General features: G+C 76.8%; 14 protein-coding genes. 8 read left to right on the forward strand and 6 right to left on the reverse strand.

The window, feature by feature from the left end; translation table 11 throughout:
- Positions 1–280: 280 nt before the first annotated feature.
- Positions 281–1,192, reverse strand: coding sequence for a hypothetical protein (locus ACGF3H_RS12365; protein ID WP_362486437.1), 912 nt, complete (start codon positions 1,190–1,192; stop codon positions 281–283).
- A 190-nt stretch (positions 1,193–1,382) separates the two neighbouring features.
- Positions 1,383–1,829, reverse strand: a complete 447-nt coding sequence (locus ACGF3H_RS12370; RefSeq protein ID WP_362486439.1) for a hypothetical protein — start codon at positions 1,827–1,829, stop codon at positions 1,383–1,385.
- Positions 1,830–1,897: 68 nt separating this feature from the next.
- On the opposite strand from ACGF3H_RS12370, the gene ACGF3H_RS12375 reads away from it, so the two are divergent.
- From ACGF3H_RS12375 to ACGF3H_RS12395, 5 genes are all read left to right on the forward strand, one after another.
- Positions 1,898–3,136, forward strand: coding sequence for a PP2C family protein-serine/threonine phosphatase (locus tag ACGF3H_RS12375; protein ID WP_393816479.1), 1,239 nt, complete (start codon positions 1,898–1,900; stop codon positions 3,134–3,136).
- 63 nt (positions 3,137–3,199) lie between these two features.
- Positions 3,200–4,267 (forward strand): hypothetical protein, encoded by a 1,068-nt coding sequence (locus ACGF3H_RS12380; protein WP_362486445.1) that lies wholly within the window; start codon positions 3,200–3,202, stop codon positions 4,265–4,267.
- A gap of 106 nt (positions 4,268–4,373) precedes the next feature.
- Positions 4,374–4,736: a hypothetical protein gene (locus ACGF3H_RS12385; RefSeq protein WP_362486449.1), complete on the forward strand. Its 363-nt coding sequence runs from the start codon at positions 4,374–4,376 to the stop codon at positions 4,734–4,736.
- A gap of 7 nt (positions 4,737–4,743) precedes the next feature.
- Entirely contained in the window at positions 4,744–8,739 is a 3,996-nt protein-coding gene (locus ACGF3H_RS12390) for a caspase family protein (protein WP_362486452.1), read from the forward strand.
- Positions 8,739–10,145: an extracellular solute-binding protein gene (locus tag ACGF3H_RS12395; RefSeq protein ID WP_362486455.1), complete on the forward strand. Its 1,407-nt coding sequence runs from the start codon at positions 8,739–8,741 to the stop codon at positions 10,143–10,145. The genes ACGF3H_RS12390 and ACGF3H_RS12395 overlap by 1 nt, the downstream gene beginning before the upstream one ends.
- 54 nt (positions 10,146–10,199) lie before the next feature.
- Here the strand turns inward: ACGF3H_RS12395 and ACGF3H_RS12400 are convergent, their stop codons facing one another.
- Entirely contained in the window at positions 10,200–10,421 is a 222-nt protein-coding gene (locus ACGF3H_RS12400) for a hypothetical protein (RefSeq protein WP_362486458.1), read from the reverse strand.
- A gap of 118 nt (positions 10,422–10,539) precedes the next feature.
- On the opposite strand from ACGF3H_RS12400, the gene ACGF3H_RS12405 reads away from it, so the two are divergent.
- Both ACGF3H_RS12405 and ACGF3H_RS12410 read left to right on the forward strand, forming a co-directional pair.
- The gene (locus ACGF3H_RS12405; RefSeq protein WP_362486461.1) at positions 10,540–11,889 is read left to right on the forward strand and encodes a helix-turn-helix transcriptional regulator; all 1,350 of its coding nucleotides are present in this window, start codon (positions 10,540–10,542) and stop codon (positions 11,887–11,889) included.
- A 77-nt stretch (positions 11,890–11,966) separates the two neighbouring features.
- On the forward strand, positions 11,967–12,689 hold the full coding sequence (locus ACGF3H_RS12410) for a GAF and ANTAR domain-containing protein (protein ID WP_393584517.1): 723 nt from the start codon (positions 11,967–11,969) through the stop codon (positions 12,687–12,689).
- Positions 12,690–12,926: 237 nt separating this feature from the next.
- On the opposite strand, the gene ACGF3H_RS12415 is transcribed toward ACGF3H_RS12410, so the two are convergent.
- Complete coding sequence (locus tag ACGF3H_RS12415) at positions 12,927–13,691, reverse strand: hypothetical protein (protein ID WP_362486464.1); 765 nt, start codon at positions 13,689–13,691, stop codon at positions 12,927–12,929.
- 295 nt (positions 13,692–13,986) lie between these two features.
- Here ACGF3H_RS12415 and ACGF3H_RS12420 point away from each other — a divergent pair, with 295 nt between their 5' ends.
- On the forward strand, positions 13,987–15,657 hold the full coding sequence (locus ACGF3H_RS12420; protein ID WP_362486467.1) for a glycoside hydrolase family 13 protein: 1,671 nt from the start codon (positions 13,987–13,989) through the stop codon (positions 15,655–15,657).
- Positions 15,658–15,766: 109 nt separating this feature from the next.
- On the opposite strand, the gene ACGF3H_RS12425 is transcribed toward ACGF3H_RS12420, so the two are convergent.
- The gene (locus ACGF3H_RS12425) at positions 15,767–16,270 is read right to left on the reverse strand and encodes an FxLYD domain-containing protein (protein WP_362486470.1); all 504 of its coding nucleotides are present in this window, start codon (positions 16,268–16,270) and stop codon (positions 15,767–15,769) included.
- Between the two features lie 127 nt (positions 16,271–16,397).
- Complete coding sequence (locus ACGF3H_RS12430) at positions 16,398–16,766, reverse strand: DUF6479 family protein (protein ID WP_362486473.1); 369 nt, start codon at positions 16,764–16,766, stop codon at positions 16,398–16,400.
- Between the last annotated feature and the right edge of the window lie 119 nt (positions 16,767–16,885).

Raw genomic sequence — 16,885 nt, forward strand, 5'->3', positions numbered from 1 at the left:
CGGCCTTCCGCTCGCGGGTGCGATGTCCGAATCCTCCCTCAAGGACGGCGGCCACGGGCGGAAAGTTGCCTTCCGGCCGTACGTAGGCCGTGCCGGGCGTGGGTGAGGCGGGCGTGGGCGGCGCGGGTCAGAGGCGGGCCCGTGTCGAGCCGGGGCGGGCCGGTTCGACGGCGGGGCCCGTCGGGGGCCGGCAGTGCGGCCGTGCGTCCGCCGCGCCGGTCGTGTCCGTGCCGGGCGAGTCCGTGCCAGGCGTGGGTGAGGCGGGCGTGGGCGAGGCGGGTCAGAGGCGGGCTCGGGTCGAGCGGGGGCGGGCCGGTTCGACGGCGGGGCCCGCCGGGGGCCGGCGGCGCAGCAGATGTCCGTACCGGCCGGTGAGCCAGGAGGCCGCGGCGACCGTCAGACCGAGGCCCACGAGCAGCCAGGACGCGGTGCGCAGGGTCGCGGTGAGGGCGTCGTAGACGGCGCCGGCGGCCGGGCCGTCCACCGCGCCGGGCAGTTCGGCGAGGGTGAGCCGGCGGCCGAGGAGGACGGCGAGGGCGAGCAGTACTCCGCCGACGGCCGTGCCGAGGCCGGTGGCCGTGAGCGCGCGCCGGCGGCAGGCGGCCAGGGCGATGCCGGCGACGGCGAAGACGACGGCCGCGAGCGGCAGCCAGAAGGCGGCGACGTCGAGCACGCGGTAGCCCTTCCTCAGCCGGTCCACCTCGTGGGCCGGGAGCACGGTGACGACGGTGTGCCGGACCGGGATCCGCCGCGCGATCGGCACGTTGTCCTGGACGAGCCTGTTGCGGACCCGTGCGGTGACGGGGGCCAGGTCGACGGTGACGGGGCGTCCGGCGGCCGTGTCGTCGCGCAGGGCGCGCAGCACGGCGGCGTGGACGGCCCGGTTGGCGGCGTCCCAGCCCGCGCGGAAGGCCTCGGTCCGGGTGAAGGAGCGGGCCGCGTCCTCCACGTAGAGGCGCACGGTGGCGCGCAGGGGGCCTGCGCCCACCTCGTTCATGACCCCGTCGCCCACCGTGTCCGCGACCGCGTTCCGCACGTGCGGGTCGGCGGCGAGCGGCGCCATGGCGGCGACGTACCGGCCGGTGTCGCCCAGCCCGTACGCCGCCCAGGCCGCCAGCGTGCCGCACGGTGCGAGCAGGCAGGCGAGGGCGACCAGGACGGCCGACAGGGCGTTCCGAAGACGTCGGGGCACCTTTCCAGGCAAGGCCCGCGGGGCGGCCCGGGCGACCGGGGTGACTGCATATGGCCCCGCCGGACGCTCCGAACGGCCGAACACGGCCGAACACGGCCGGGACGGTGCCGCCCCGGCCGGGCACACGGGCGGGCCCCGGCCGGGTGACCGGGGCCCGCGTGCCGTCGCCGGGGGCTGCCGGCGGCGCGCTTCAGACGCGGTGACCCGTCGCGTCCTCGCGCGAGTAGTAGACGTAGAACAACGCGGCGGTCACCGCGCCCGCCAGCAGCAGCGACGCGAGGATGCAGGTGAACATGGCCACGCCGCTCTGCGCGTACAGGAAGCCCAGCGCGCTGCCCGCGAACGCGCCCCACAGCACCGCGTGCCCCTCGCGCGGCAGCCGCGCCGCCACCGCCCGGACCACGGCGTACAGGATCACGAACGCGAGCGCGGTCATGAAGCCGAACAGCAGGTTCCAGCCGGTGACGGGGCCGCCGTAGCGCCGGTTGGCCGCGGCCCAGTAGCCGTAGACCAGTCCGGCCACGACGGGCACCGCCCACTTCGCCACCAGGTGGGTCCGCGGGCCGAAGACGTCGGGTGTCGTGCCGCGCGGGATCGCGCCGGCGGGCGTCCTGCCCGTGGGTACCGCGTGAGCCATGGGAGCACTCCTCTCTCCTCGCCCCCGTCTTCCAGAGCACACCTGGCGGGGGCGGGGGGCAAGTCAGGATGCGGTCCGTGGGAGCGCGTGTTTCGCTGAGGCCCGTGAGGGGTCGCGCGAGAGGTCGTTCCGGGGGGCCGGTGCGCGGCCGGTGGAGGCTGCTCGAAGGGCTCGTCCGGGCCGCCGGCCGGGGCGACGTCGTGTCCCGGCACGAGTTGCTGAGCGTGCGCGGCCGGAACGTCGCCTGGCTCTTCCCCCTGGTGCTGCTCGCCGGCATCGCCGTGGCCGACGTCAGCACCGGCGCCTTCCAGATCATCTCCTGGACGGTGCTCGTGCCCGGCATCGCGGCGGCCATCTGCGGAATGCTCGGCACGGCGATGCTCGCGGTGCTCGCGGTCGCCGTCTACGTCCTCGCCGACAACGTCTGGCAGCACCACGAGCGGACCGGGACCTCCGGCCTGGTCCTCGTCGTCCTCGGCGGCCTCATCGCCGTGGCCGCCGCCGCGGTCCGGGTCGGCGGTGAGCGGCGCATGCTGCACATGCGGGACATCGCCGACACCACCCGCCGCACCGTGCTGCGTCCCCTCCCGGACGTGTTCGGGGGACTGGAGATCGCGGGCGTCTATCTCGCCGCGGACACCGAGGCCCGCGTCGGCGGCGACTTCTACGACGTCCAGCCCGGCCCGCACGGCACCCGTGTCCTCGTCGGCGACGTGCAGGGCAAGGGGCTGGGCGCGGTGGAGACGGCGGCCGCGCTGCTCAGCACGTTCCGCGAGTCCGGCTATCACGAGACGGACCTGGCGACGGTCGCCGAACGCCTGGAGATCCGCATCCTGCGCCACCGCAGGCACACGGCGGCCGTCGGACAGCCCGGCGGCGACCGTTTCGCCACCGCCGTGCTGATCGAGTTCTCCCCTGACCTGCCCGACGCCGTGAACGCCGTCTTCTTCGGTCACGAGCCTCCACTGGTGGTCGGCCCGGACGGGGTGCGGCGCATGCCGGCCGTCGGCGGGCTGCCGCTGGGCATGGGCGACCTCGTCCCCGGCCCGCCGGTGGCCGTGCACCGCCTGGCCCTCGCCCCGGAGGAGACGCTGCTGGTGGTCACCGACGGGGTGACCGAGGCCCGCGACGCCGCGGGACGCTTCTACCGGCCCGCCGAGGACGTGGCCCGCGCCGTCGCCGCCGACCCGCGCAGCGCGGCGCCGGGGCGGCTGGTGGCCCTCGTCCGGGACGGCACCCTGCGGCACAGCCGGGCCCGGCTGGTCGACGACACCACCGTGTTCGCGGTACGGCGGCTGAACGACTGAGTGCCCGCTTTGCAGCCGCAGCGGTTACCGTGCTGCCGTACGTGATCGACAGGGGGAGGGGACATGCCCGGAACCGTGCTGCTGCTCGCGGCGTCGCCCGTGGGCCGGGGGTGCCTGGTGGACGCGGCCTCCGTGCTTCCCGTGCTCGCCGCCGTGCCGCCCGCCGTGCTGGCCGGGACGGACACCGCCAACGTCGTCGAACTCGCCGACCCGCTGGAGCCGCAGGCCGTCCTCACCCGGCTCCGCGCGGCCGCGGCGGCCCCCGGCCCGCTGACCGTGTACATCGCCGGACAGCTCCAGCTGGACCGGCGTGAGCGCCTGCCGCATCTGGCGCTGGCCCGGACGACGCCCTCCACGGTCCGCTACACCGCCCTGCCCTGGCACTGGCTCCGCGAGGAACTGCGGCTGCGGCCCAGCGGCGCGACGACGCTGCTGCTGGATCTGCACGCCGACCAGGAGACCTGGGAGTGGCTGCGGACCCACCCGCTGGACTCGGGCCGCAACAACGCCGTTTACGGTCGCATCGCGCCGCCGCCCGCACGGCGTGCCGTGGCCGCCCCCGCGTACATGCGCGGTGTCGCGACGATCCTGCGCAGCGGGCACCGGCCGCCGCCGGACCAGCTGCACCAGCAGGCGCTGGCCCGCTGCGCGGCCGACGGCGGCGGGAGCGGCGCGGACCTGGTGCTGGCGGCGCCCGGCCCGGTGGCGGGGGACCCGCACGCCGTCATCGCCGCCGCCGTGCGGTCGGGGCGGCACGGGGACGCCGACGCGCTCGCCGCGCGCCACGAGCGGGCCGCCGCGCTCGGTCTCGGGCCCGCCTCCGAGGAGGCGCTGCACTGGGCGGAGGTCCGGGCCGACCTGGCGATGTTCGCCGGGGACCCGGTGCGCAGCTGCCGGGCCTGGCTGGCGGTGGCCGAGGCCCGCCTGCGGGCCGGGCAGGAGCCGGGGACGCCCGCCGTGGAGGCCGCCGTGGACCGGGCGCACCACCAGTGGGGCCGGATCCGCGACACCGCGGCGGCCCGCGAACTGGGCGCCGGGCTCGCCGCGTTGCGGGGCCGGGTCCCCGGGCGGCGCGAGGGCGCGCTGGACCATGTGCAGCGGAAGCTGAGCCGGCTGCAGACCCAGGGCTGACGCCCCCTCCGCGGGCCCTCGGCCGACGCGTGCGCCCGCGCGCGCATCGTGACGGAGGCGTACGAACCCTCCCCTGTGCACAACAGGGGTGCCATCATGGTGAGTTATGGCTGAGGGGGATGGAGTGGTGACGCGCGGTGTCCGTGTCCGGCTGGACGGCAACGCGAGCGAGAGCGACATCGGCGCCCTGCACAAGTGGCTGGAACGGGAGAAACCGCTCGACGAGCTGGTCCGCGCCGGCCGGCTGCGCATCGACGAACGGCGCCGGGCCGACGAGACCGGTGCCCCGATGGGCGTCGGCATGGAGATCGTCGTGGCGTTCGTCGGGGGCGGCGCGGCCGTGGTGGTCCAGGAGGTGCTGGACCAGGTCAAGGGGGCCGTGGCGGCCTGGCGGGCCAACCGCAGCGAGGTGGAGGACGGCGAGCCGCCCGAGGCGCGCGTCGAGCCGGTGAACCTCGACGACAGGTAGGCGGCCGGTGACCGGTTACGACCCGCGGGGGCAGGCGAACCGGGCGCTGCTGGTCGGGGTGTCCGAGTACGACCTCACGGAGCCGCCGTACGGGGTGCCCGGCGACCTTCCCGCGGTCCGGCACAACCTGAACCGGCTGCGGGACGCGCTGCGGCGCGGCGGGGTGTTCCGCGAGCGCGAGATCACGGTGTGCCGCTCGCCCGACCAGGTCGACTTCGGCCGGGCGCTGCGGACGGCCGCCGACGAGGCCGAGGGCGTCCTGCTGCTGTACTTCGCCGGGCACGGGGCGATACCGAGCGCGGGCGACGAGCTGTTCCTCCAGATGCGCAACGCGAGCGTGGTCGCGGGCGGGCACGCGGTCTTCCCGGGTGCGGAGATGTTCACGACCGTGCTGACGGTGCTCGCGGCCAGTGAGGCGCGGCGGATCGTGGTCGTCCTGGACTGCTGTTTCGCGGGCAACGCCGCCTGGGTCCGGGAGACCTTCCGCGACAAGCGGCGGGTGCTGCTGCTGATGAGCGTGCAGGCCAACCACCGCATCGACGCGGGCGATCCGCGCACGCCGACGCCGTTCACCGACGAACTCGTGGCGCTGCTGGACAACGGCGACGAGGAGGTGTGGTTCCGCGGCCTCGCGGACGCGCTGCGCGCCCGGATGACCGGCGGCGGTCACCGGACGGTGCGCGGCGACCCGTGGGAACCGCAGAGCCGCACCGAGCCGGAGGAGGACGTCCTGCTCGCGGCGGGTGCCTCCGGCGGTGGGGCGCACGGCCGCTTCCCGTGGCACCGGGGCTCCGCGCCCGGCCTGACGCACCCCGCGAAGCGCGGCCCCGGAGGCACGGAGGTGACGCCGCCGTCCGGGCAGCGGGACGGGTCCGGCGACGGGCCCGGGGACGGCGGCGAGGCCGGGAACGGCGGCGAGGCCGGGAACGGGCGGGGACCCGGCGCGGAGCCGCCCGGGGGCAGTGGGAAGCGGGGGACGGGGGCGGGTCCGTCAGGGCGGAACGGGCGGCAGGAGAGCGAGGAGCGCCCACCGCGGCCGGGCCCGGCAGAAGGGAACCTGTCCGGCCGGTCCGGAGGCGCCGTCGGCCGGCCACGGTTTGGAAGGGAGGCGGAGGCCCGGCACGGTGCGGATGTGCACCGGGGTGCGGGGTCCGGCGGCGGTGTGGATGCGGGCCGGGCGGCCGAGTTCGACGGCGGGGCGGGCGCGGCCGGGGTCGCGGGGACCGGCGGTGGTGTGGACGCGGGCCGCGGTGCGGGGTCCGGCGGCGGGACGGGGGCAGGTCGGGGGACGGAGTCGGGGCGCGGGGCGGCAGCGGGCCGGGTTGCAGAGTCCGGTGGCGGGGCGGGTGCGGCCGAGGACGCGGGGGCCGACGGCCGGTCGGGTGCGGGCCGGGGTGCGGAGTCCGGCGGCGGGACGGGGGTAGGCCGGGGTGCGGAGTCGGGGCGTGGGGCTGCTGAGTCCGGCGGTGGCGTGGATGCGGGCCGGGGTGCGGAGTCCGGCGGCGGGACGGGGGTAGGCCGGGGTGCGGAGTCGGGGCGTGGTGCGGCTGAGTCCGGCGGTGGCGTGGGTGCGGGCCGGGGTGTGGGGTCCGGCGGCGGGACGGGGGTAGGCCGGGGCGCGGAGCCGGGGCGTGGGGCTGCTGAGTCCGGCGGCGGCGTGGATGCGGGCCGGGGTGCGGAGTCCGGCGGCGGGACGGGGGCAGGCCGGGGTGCGGAGTCGGGGCGTGGTGCGGCTGAGTCCGGCGGTGGCGTGGGTGCGGGCCGGGGTGTGGGGTCCGGCGGCGGGGCGGAAGCAGGTTGGGGCCCGGAGTCGGGGCGTGGGGCTGCTGAGTCCGGCGGTGGCGTGGATGCGGGCCGGGGTGCGGGGCCCGGCAGTGGCGTGGAAGCGGGCCGGGGCGTGGAAACCGGCGGCGGGGCGGAAGCAGGTCGGGGCACGCAGTCCGGCGGCGGTGTGGACGTGGGCCGGGGTGCGTCCGGCGGTGGCGTGGAGGCGGGCCGGGCGGCTGAGGTCGGTGGCGGGGCGGGCGTGGGCGGGGGCGCGGGGGCCGGCGGTCGGCCGGGGGCGGGCCCGGAGAGCGGGAACGGCTCGGGGCGTGAGGGCGGGCCGGGGCGGACCGGCGGTCGGCCGGGGAGGAGGGGCAGCTCGGCGGAAGGGGGCGGACCGGGGTGGAGGTACGGCCCGCGGGGGCGGAAGGCCGGCTCGGGCGGGAGGTCCGGGGGGCCGGGCACGCGTGGCGGCGGAGGGCCTCGGGCGGGACGGTGGCCGGGGCGGGTGGGGACCGGTGTGCTGCTGCTGACGTTCCTCGCCGTCGTCGGCATCGGCTCGTACCGGCTCGTCGCGACGGCCGGTGACCCGTCGGTCTCGTGCGCCCCGCCCCTGGAGCTGCGCGTGCTGACCGACCCCGACCTGGAGACGACGGTGCGGGCCGCCGCGGACGCGTACCTGACATCGGAGGAGAACACGACCGGCGACGGCTGCCGGCGCGGCGGCATCACCGTCTACAGCGCGGGTGCCGCCGACGTGGTCACCGCTCTGCGCAAGCGGACCGGCGCCTGGCAGGAGCCCCGCGACGACGACACCGACCCGCAGCGCGACGTCGGCCCGCAGCCGGACGTCTGGATACCCGGCTCGCGCGCCGACGTCGCCCGCGTGGCCGAGGGCCAGGACACCGACGCCGTGGCCGTACTGGAGCCGGACGACGAGGCGTTCGCGTACTCCCCGATCGTGCTCGCCGTCCCGCAGGAGTTCGCCGCCGAGTCGCTGGACGAGCGCACCGGCCCCCCGCTCGACCGGATGATCGGCGACCTGCTCGCCCGGCGCGCCGACGCCGAAGTACGGCGGCCGGACCCCGAGTTCACCGACGCCGGCCTGCTGGCCACCGTCGGCCTGCACGCCGGCACCGGCACCGGCACCAAGACCGGCACCGGCACCGGCACCGGCACCGGCGACCCCCGCCGCGCCGAGGAGCGCGTCGCCCAGCCCGGGCCGCCCTCCCCGACCGCCGCCGACCTGCTGTGCACGCTGCCCGACGACGACGCCGTGGACGACCGCACCGCCGCCCTCGTCCCCGAGTTCCTGATGAAGAGCGGCGTCGGCTGCGACAGCGCCCGCCGCACCCCGCGCATGGCCCAGTACCCCGGCGACGTGCCCGGCCTGGAGCCCGTCTTCGTCCGCGTCCGCTGGCAGGGCGCCGACCGCGACGAGGCCGCCCGGGACGACGCGGCCGGCCGCTTCCGCACCTGGCTGACCGGTGAGGGCGGGCGCGAGGCGTTCGCCCGGGACGGGTTCCGGGCGGCCACCGGCAGCCGCGCCCTGCTGGACACCACCGACGAGATCGACGGGGTGCTGTGGGCGCCGTCGCCGCTGACCGAGTCGGCCGGCCGGGACGCGATGGAGGCGGCCCTGGAGGGCTACCGGGGTGCGGGCGGGCCCGGCCGGGTGCTGTTCCTGCTCGACAGCTCCGGCTCGATGGCCGGCCGCTGGGAGGGCCCGAGCGGCGGCCCCGGCCTGCTGAAGCAGTCGCTCGGCGGGCTCGGCGCACGGGACGAGTACGGCGTGTGGGCGGTGTACGGCGAGGACGGGGACCCGTACGACACCCTGCTGCCCTTCGGCCGCCACGCCCGCAAGGACGCCGAGCGCACCGTCGACCGGGTGGCCGAGGTCCGGGACGCCCAGGCGGATCCGTACCGGGCGCTGCGCGCCGCCCTCGACGACATGGAGCGGCGCGGCGCCGACGACGAGCGCCCCGGCCTGATCGTCTACGTCACCGACGACGAGGACGCGGCCCGGCTCACCGGCGACCGGCTCGGTGACGTCCTCGCCCTCGCGCGTGCGGTGCGGGTGCCGGTCGCGATGGTCTCGCTCACCGGCGGCGGCTGCGACCCCGGGAGGCCGGACGCCCGGATCTCGGAGGCGAGCGGCGGCCGCTGCCTGGACGCCGACGACGACCTCGGTGCCGCCCTGCTCGACGAGGTCGCGCGCACCGGAACGGGGGAGGACTGATGCCGCGACGGCTCTCACGGCGGCGGCTCGCGGCCCGGTGGGCCCTGCCGGCCGCGCTGGCCCTGCTCCTGCCGACCGCCTGCACCGGCGGCGACGGGGACGCCGCCGGCGGACCCGCGGCGCCGCCGTCCGCCGACGTGCCCGGCGACATCGTGGTCGCCAGCGGCCGGGACGTCACCGGCAAGAACGGCGTCCGGCAGCGGCTCATCGAGGCCTGGAACGCCCGGCAGGAGAAGGCCGGCTCCGGCTACCGCGCCCGGCTGGTTGAGCTGCCCGGCAACGCCGACGAGCAGCGCAGTCAGCTCCTCGGCGCCCTCCAGTCCGGCAGCGCCGCCTACGACGTGGTCAACCTGGACGTCACCTGGGTCCCGGAGTTCGCCGCGGCGCGCCTGATCGGTCCGCTGCCCGCGTCGTTGCTCGACGAGGACGTCATCGCCCCCGTGGCGAGCACGGCCCGCTGGGACGGCGCGGTGTACGCCGTGCCGTTCAACAGCGACGTCGGCCTGCTCTACTACCGGCGCGACCATCTGCGGCAGGCCGGCGTGCAGCACACCGACCTGGGCGGCGGCGTGGACTGGAAGCGGCTGAGGAAACTGATCGAGACCCTCGACGACCACAAGCCGGCCGGCTACGAGAAGGGCTGGACGACCCAGCTGGCCGCGTACGAGGGCCGCACCGTCAACGCCGTCGAGGCCTTCGCGTCGGCGTCACCCGGCACCACGCTCACCGACGAGGACGGCCACTACGACGCCACCGTCGAGGAGCTGACGCAGGGCATCGCCGAGCTGCGCGCCCGCACCGCGGCGCCGTACGTCCTCCCGGACGCGGTCCACTCCGACGAGGCGGCCTCCCTCGGCGACTTCGCCGCCGGGCGCACCACGTTCCTGCGGCAGTGGCCGTACGCCTACGCGGCCCTCTCCCAGACGTTCCCCGGCGACCGGCTCGGCGTGACCGCGCTGCCGGGCCGGGCCGTGCTCGGCGGCCAGAACCTCGCCGTGACCTCGGCGTCCCAGCGGTCGGGCAAGGCGGCCGAGCTGATCAGGTACCTCACCGGCAAGGAGAGCGAACGCTGCCTGCTGGACGCCGGGTTCGCGGCCACCCGCGCCTCGGCGTACGTGGACGACACCGTGACCTGCGCGGTGCCCGCCGCAGCCCCGTCGGCGGGCCCCACCGGCGAGGGCGCCGACACCATGCCCCGCGACGCGGCGGGCCGGCCGGCCTACGCCCGCCGGACCCTGCTCCCGGCCCTGCAGCACGCGGTCCACCGCCCCCGCACGCCGCTGTACGGCGCCTTCACCCAGACCTTCACCACCCAGCTCGGCGCCCTGTTCTCGGACGACTCACCGGGCGACGCGGAACTGGCGGCGCGTCTGGACGAGGCGTTGCGCGAGGCGCTGCCGGACTGAGGGGCCCGAGGGGCGGCGCGGGCTCCGCGCCTGCCCGCCGCACCGGCCCGGGGCTCAGCGCGGTCCGGGCCGTGGCGCCCACGTGCCCCCGTCGAGCCGGACGGCCGACGTGAGCGAGGCGCCGGCGTCCGCCGCCCGGCCGGTCACGTCTCCCGGGTGCCGCTCCGCCGACTGGGCCGGGCCCGCGTTGCCGGCCAGGACCAGGGCGGCCACGGCCGCGACGGCGGCGACGACGCCCCTGGCGTACCTTTCGGCGATGCGTGTGCGGTCGGGCACGGCGTCCTCTGGGGGAAGGTGTGGGAGGGTGTCAGGCGCGCTGTTAAGCATGCTTAATCCACGATTTAACCTAGGGCCGTCGCAGCCGAACGGCAAGAGGCCACAAGGGGAGTTGGCAGTGGGGGACCGTGAAGATCGGGTGACCATCGGGCGCCGGGTGCAGCGGCTGCGGGCCGAGCGCGGAATGACCCAGCGGCAGCTCGCCGAACCGGCGTACACGCCCGCGTACATCTCCACCCTGGAGGCCGGCCGCGTCCGGCCCTCCGACGAGGCGCTGCGGCACCTCGCCGAGCGGCTCGGCGTGGGCTACGAGGAGCTGGTCACCGGGCGTCCGGCACGGCTCGCCACCGACCTGCGGCTCCGGCTCACCGAGGCGCGGCGCACGCTGGCCACCGGCGGCGCCGAGCAGGCGGCCGGGCAGTACGGCGAGCTGCTCGCCGAGGCCGAGGCGTACGAGCTGCCCGAGGAGCGGGCCGCGGCGCTGCTCGGCCTCGGGGAGTGCGCGGTGGAGACCGGTGAGCTGGCGACCGGCCGGCGGTACTTCGAGCGGGCCGAGGAGTGCCTGGCCGACATCGGCGCGCCGCTGCCGGCCCGGGTCCCGGCCCTGCGCGGACGGGCCCTCACCCACTACCTCGCCGGTGAACTCCGGTACGCGGTCTACCTCCTGGAGACCGCCCTCGACGAGCTGAACCGCGGGGGCCTGCACGACCCCGACGCGCTGCTGCTGCTCTACGCCAGCGTCATCGGCCCCTACATGGACATGGGCGCCCACGCGCGGGCCGCCCAGGCCGCCGAACTGGCCCTCGCCCTCGCGCCCCGGGCCGGCGACCCGGCGCTGGTGGCCCGCATGCACCGCTCCGTCGCCCGCACCCTGCTCGCCGAGGGCCGCCTCGCCGAGGCGGACGCCTCCCTGGCGAAGGCGGCCGAGCTGTACCGCACGCTGCAACTGCGCACCGAGCTGGCCAACTGCCACTGGATGCGCGGCTACGTCTGTGCCCAGAACGGCGAACTCGCCCGCGCCGAGGAGGAGATGCGGCAGGCCCTGGACATGCTGTCCGTCACCCGCGCCGCCCTCTACAGCAGCCAGGTCGCCGTCGAGCTGGCCGACGTGCTGCACCGGCGCGGCAAGTCGGCGGAGGCGGCCGGGCTGCTGCACGGGGTGCTGGACGACCTGTCCTCCGAACGCGGTGCGGTGCACGCGGCGGGCGCGCACCGCCTTCTCGGCATCATCGCCGAGGACGCGGACGACACCGAGACCGCCGAGGAGCACTACGTGCGCGCGCTCAGCCTGCTGGAGCGGGCGGGCGCGGCCGGTGACCTGGCCGACCTGTGCCGGCTGCTGGGCGACCTGCTGCGCCGTACCGGGCGGGTGGAGGCGGCCCTGGACGCCTACCGCACCGGCCTCGGGCACCGCACGGCGCCCGGCACGACCACGCTCGGGCCGGCGCCCGCGCAGCCCCCGCTGTAAGGCCTGGACCTGCCGGTTTCCTCCGGTCGGTCACGGGTAGTCGGGCATCCGGCCGTGAGCGAAGGAGGCGGTGGGCGGTGCGGGCCGGCGACGACTCCCGATGGCCCCCGGACGGTGAACCTCCCGCGGAGGAGGTGCCCGGCGCGGTGGTGGAACGCCTCTGCACGGTCGCGGTCGGGCTGCTGCCGGTGACCGGTGCGAGCGTGTCGCTGCGCGGCGGCGACGGCCTTCCGGTCCGGCTGTGCGCGAGCAGCGACCGGGCCTCGTACCTCGCGGAGATCCAGGCGACCCTGGGCGACGGACCCTGTGTCAGTGCCGCCGAGGCGGGGGCCCCGGTGCTCGCCCGCGATCTGCGGTCCGGTACCGACGCCGCCCGCTGGCCCGTCTTCGCCCAGCAGGCGACCGCCGTCGGTGTGAACGCCGTCTACGCGCTGCCGCTGGGCAGCGACACGGTGTGCGTCGGCACGTTCGACCTCTACCGCGACACACCCGGAGGGCTCACCGAGCGCCAGCTGAACACGGCCCGGCTGCTGGCCGGCGTCATGACCACGGCCCTGATGGCGCTGCCGCGCGGGGAGGAGTACGACCTCGGGGGCGGGGTGGACGCCTGGCTGAGCGGGCTGGGCGGCGGCCACGACGAGGTCTACCAGGCCGTCGGCATGATCATGGCCCAACTGGGCGTCGGCGCCGACGAGGCCCTGGCCCGGCTGCGCGGCGCCGCCTTCGCCCGGGGCCGCACCGCCCACGACGTCGCCCGCGACGTGCTCAGCCACCGGCAGCGCTTCGACCGCGACGGCTAGCGGGCGCCGTACGGATCTTGCCGGGGTCGCGGGGTCCGGCACGCACTCCCCCACTGCCCTGAAGGCGTGGGAGGTGCCCCCAGCGGCCTCGTCGTCGGTCCCCGACGCTCCGCGTCGGCTCCCTCCTCCGCCTTGCAGCCGCACGCGCCAGACCCCGCTCGGGTCGGCAGCACGGCACCGTGGTCCGGAGCCGGCCTGATCCGAACGACACCCCCCAGCGGACCGGCGGCGCCGGGATCACACCTGTGCCCGCCCCTGGCGCCGGGTCTCGGCCAGCCGTCCCGCGCCGACCTCCACGGCCGTCCGGGTGGCGTCCTCGGCCGGCTCGCCCAGGCCGCCGTTGGTCAGGTGGATCACGTCGTCGCCGACGCGTACGGCGACGAGGTCCACGGTGAGGACGGCGGGCCCGGCGTCGGCCGTCGTCCCGGTCACCGTCACCCGCAGTCCCTGCCGGGCGTCCCCCGCGTCGGGCAGCGTCAAGCCGGTGACCCTGACGTCCCGGACGGCCCCGCGGGCGGCCTCGGCGGTGACGTGCCCGCACCTGTCCGGCAGCGTCGCCAGCCAGGCCAGCGTCCGGTCGATGCCGGCCGCGCGGTGGGAGGTGATCCGGTAGTGGAGCTGGGCCCCGCCGGCGCTGTCGTCCAGGGCGGCCGTCGCCCGGGGGGCGGGGGCGGCGCCGAGGAGTTCCTCGGTGTAGAGGACGTCCAGCAGCCGCCGGCAGTCCGCGTCGCCGGTGGTGGCCTTGAGCAGGTCGTCCCGCCAGGTCGCGGCACCGAGCGTCGGTCCCCAGGTCTCCCCCAGGTCGGCCTCCGTGATCAGCGCCGCGCTCGCCTGGGCCCGGGTGAGCGCGGGCGGGGCGGCGGCCGACGCCGGAGGGGCCGACGGAAGCGGAGCCGCCGACCGCGGGGTCGCGGGCCCGGTGCGGGCGGCCCGGCCGGCGCCCGGCCCGGCGACGGAACAGCCGGCCACGGACACGGCCAGGGCGGCCGAGAGCGCGAGCACGCGGCCGGGCCCTCGGCCCCGCCTCCAGGAGCCCTTCACCGGCAGGCGCCCTCCACGATGGGTCACAGGGCCCACGGCACCACCACCCCGCCCCCGCCACCACCCCACAGACCCAACCGGGTGACCCGCACCCGGACGCCGCACGGCCCGCCCGCCCCCGGAAGCGCGCCGGCGCCCGGGCGTCCGCCAGCGGACGGACCCGGACCACCGGCGCGTCCCGCCACTCGCGCGTTCACTTTTGGGGTGATGTGGACAGATCTATTCGTGCCGCCCGCACGCTCGCGAAGGAGACCGCGTGACCGTACGCAGCACCACCAGCACGCACGACCTGTCGTCCAGGGACCCCAACTGGTGGCGGCAGGCCGTCATCTACCAGATCTACCCCCGCAGCTTCGCCGACGCCGACGGCGACGGGCTCGGTGACCTGCGCGGCATCACCCAGCGCCTGACCCACCTCGCCGCCCTGGGCGTCGACGCCCTGTGGCTCAGCCCGTTCTACCCGTCCGAGCTGGCCGACGGCGGCTACGACGTCGACGACTACCGCGACGTCGACCCGCGCCTGGGCACCCTGGACGACTTCGACGCCCTGGCCGCCGAGGCCCACCGGCTGGGCCTGAAGGTGATCGTCGACCTGGTCCCCAACCACACCTCCCACCGCCACGCCTGGTTCCGGGAGGCCCTGGACGCGGGCCCCGGCTCGGCCGCCCGCGACCGCTACGTCTTCCGGGACGGCCGCGGCGGACACGGCGAGCTGCCGCCCACCGACTGGCAGTCCGTCTTCGGCGGCAGCGCCTGGCAGCGGGTGCCCGACGGCCAGTGGTACCTGCACCTGTTCGCACCCCAGCAGCCCGACCTGAACTGGGAGAACGAGCAGGTCCGCGCCGACTTCCGCACCACGCTGAAGTTCTGGTGCGACCGCGGCGTCGACGGCTTCCGCGTCGACGTGGCCCACGCCCTGGTCAAGGACCTCGGCGAGCCGCTGCGCGACCTCGGCTCCCCCGAGCTGAGCAGTGAGGCCGCGCTCGCGGAGTTCGCCCCGGGCACCCACCCCTTCTACGACCGCGACGACGTGCACGAGGTCTACCGCGACTGGCGCAAGATCCTCGACGCCTACAGCCCACCGAGGATGGCGGTCGCCGAGGCCTGGGTCCCGGGCGCCCGGCGCGCGCTGTACGCCCGCCCGGACGAACTGGGCCAGGCGTTCAACTTCGAGTACCTCCAGGGCCGCTGGGACGCGACGGAGCTGCGCGAGATCATCGCCGGTTCGCTGGCCGACGCGCACGCCGCCGGTGCCTCGGCGACCTGGGTGCTGTCCAACCACGACGTGGTCCGCCACGCGTCCCGGCTGGTCCTGCCGCCCGGCACCGACACGGACGCCTGGCTGCTGTCCGGCGGCAACGCGCCGGCGGTCGACGCGGAGGCGGGCCTGCGCCGGGCCCGTGCCGCGACGCTGCTGATGCTGGCGCTGCCCGGCTCGGCGTACGTCTACCAGGGCGAGGAACTCGGCCTGCCCGAGGTGGCCGACCTGCCCACCGAGGTCCTCCAGGACCCCATCTGGGAACAGACCGGGCACGTCCGCAAGGGCCGCGACGGATGCCGGGTCCCGCTGCCCTGGACGACGAGCGGACCGTCGTACGGCTTCGGCGCGGGCGGGGCCTGGCTGCCGCAGCCGCCGGGGTTCGCGGAGTACTCCGTCCAGGCCCAGGACGGGGTGGCGGGCTCGACCCTGGAGCTGTACCGCACGGCCCTGCGGCTGCGTCGCAAGCTGCTCGACGGCGAGTCGCTGACCTGGGCGGACGACGTGCCGTCCGGCGTGCTCCAGTTCGACCGCTCGGACGGCTGGCGCTGCGTCACCAATCTCTCGGACGCTCCGGTCGACCTGCCGGCGGGCGAGGTGGTGCTGACCAGCGTGCCCCTGGAGGACGGCAGGCTGGGGCCGGACACGACGGCGTGGCTGGTGAGGTAGCGGCGGTGCGCCGCGCGGGAGCGGGCCGGAGGCCGCGCGGGCCGTGGCCCGGCCCGCTCCACGCGGCCGGCGCGGTCCCGCGCGGTGCCGGTCCTCCGGCCGCGCCGCCTCAGTAGCGCACCGCGTGGGCCACTTCCGCGCGCACCTGCCCGGACAGGTCGTGGCTGCTGCGGGCGGTGGCGTGGCCCGACCCTCCGGCGGGGACGTCGTCGACGGTGACGACGACCGTGTCCAGCAGGGTGCCGTCCGGGTCGGTGAGGTTCAGCTGCACCGCGAAGGACTTCGTCGCGTCGGCCGTGTTGCGGACGGTGATCCCGACCGTGGTGCGGCCGTCGGCGTCCGTCCTCGGCGTCCCCGCCGCCACGTCGCCCGTGACGTCGGCGCCCGACGTGATGTCGTCGAGCCACCGCCCGGCCTCCGCCGTCGCCGAGGCGAGGGCGTCGGAGCCCTCGGAGGCGAGCGAGGACGCGGCCGACGCGGCCCGGCTGACCGCCGCGCTCGCGGGGTCCGTGGGCGTGCCGCCGCTGTCGCCGTCGCCGTCGGAGCAGCCCGCCAGCACGGCGGCCGCCAGCACCGTCACCGCCGCCGCCCGGCGTGCCCGGTGACCGGCCATGTCGCCTCCAGGGACCTCGTGCGTACCCGCTCCCGCGAGGACACGCGGGGTCCCTTCCAGTGAAGGCGTGCCGCCGCGGCGCCGCACGCCGGTGCTCGTCCGAACGAGGACGGGCGGTGCCGGTGGGTCAGATGCGTCCCACGCTGCCGCTGCCGAAGGATCCGCTGGACCCCGGCAGCCAACGGCGCCGGCTCTGGTCCGCCCCTCGTCGGCTGCCCGCGTGATGGAGCTGGTACGGCATCAGCCGTGGGCTCCCGTCGGTGCTCAGCGGGATCTCGTCGGGCTCCCGGACCTCCCGTTCCTCGCGGACGGGGCCGGTCGCGGGGAGGTGGGTCTGTTCGTCGGCGCGGGGACGGGGCGATTCCTGCTCCATGGCCCTCATACCGAGCCGTACGGCCAGGATCAGCACGCCGGCGACCACCAGTCCGCCGAGGAAGGCCGCGGTCACGTTGAGCGCGTCCGAAGCGGCCAGCAGTTCATACGTTGCCGTACTCATGTTCTGATTATGTACCCCGGATTGGGATAAAGCGCCCGGTATGTCCTCGGGCTTGAGGGCGGCGGCACGACCTCCGTCGGCGGCCGGGGCGGCATCGTCACCGGGTGCGTGATCGACGG

This window comes from Streptomyces sp. NPDC048185 (assembly GCF_043202495.1).
Lineage (GTDB): Bacteria > Actinomycetota > Actinomycetes > Streptomycetales > Streptomycetaceae > Streptomyces.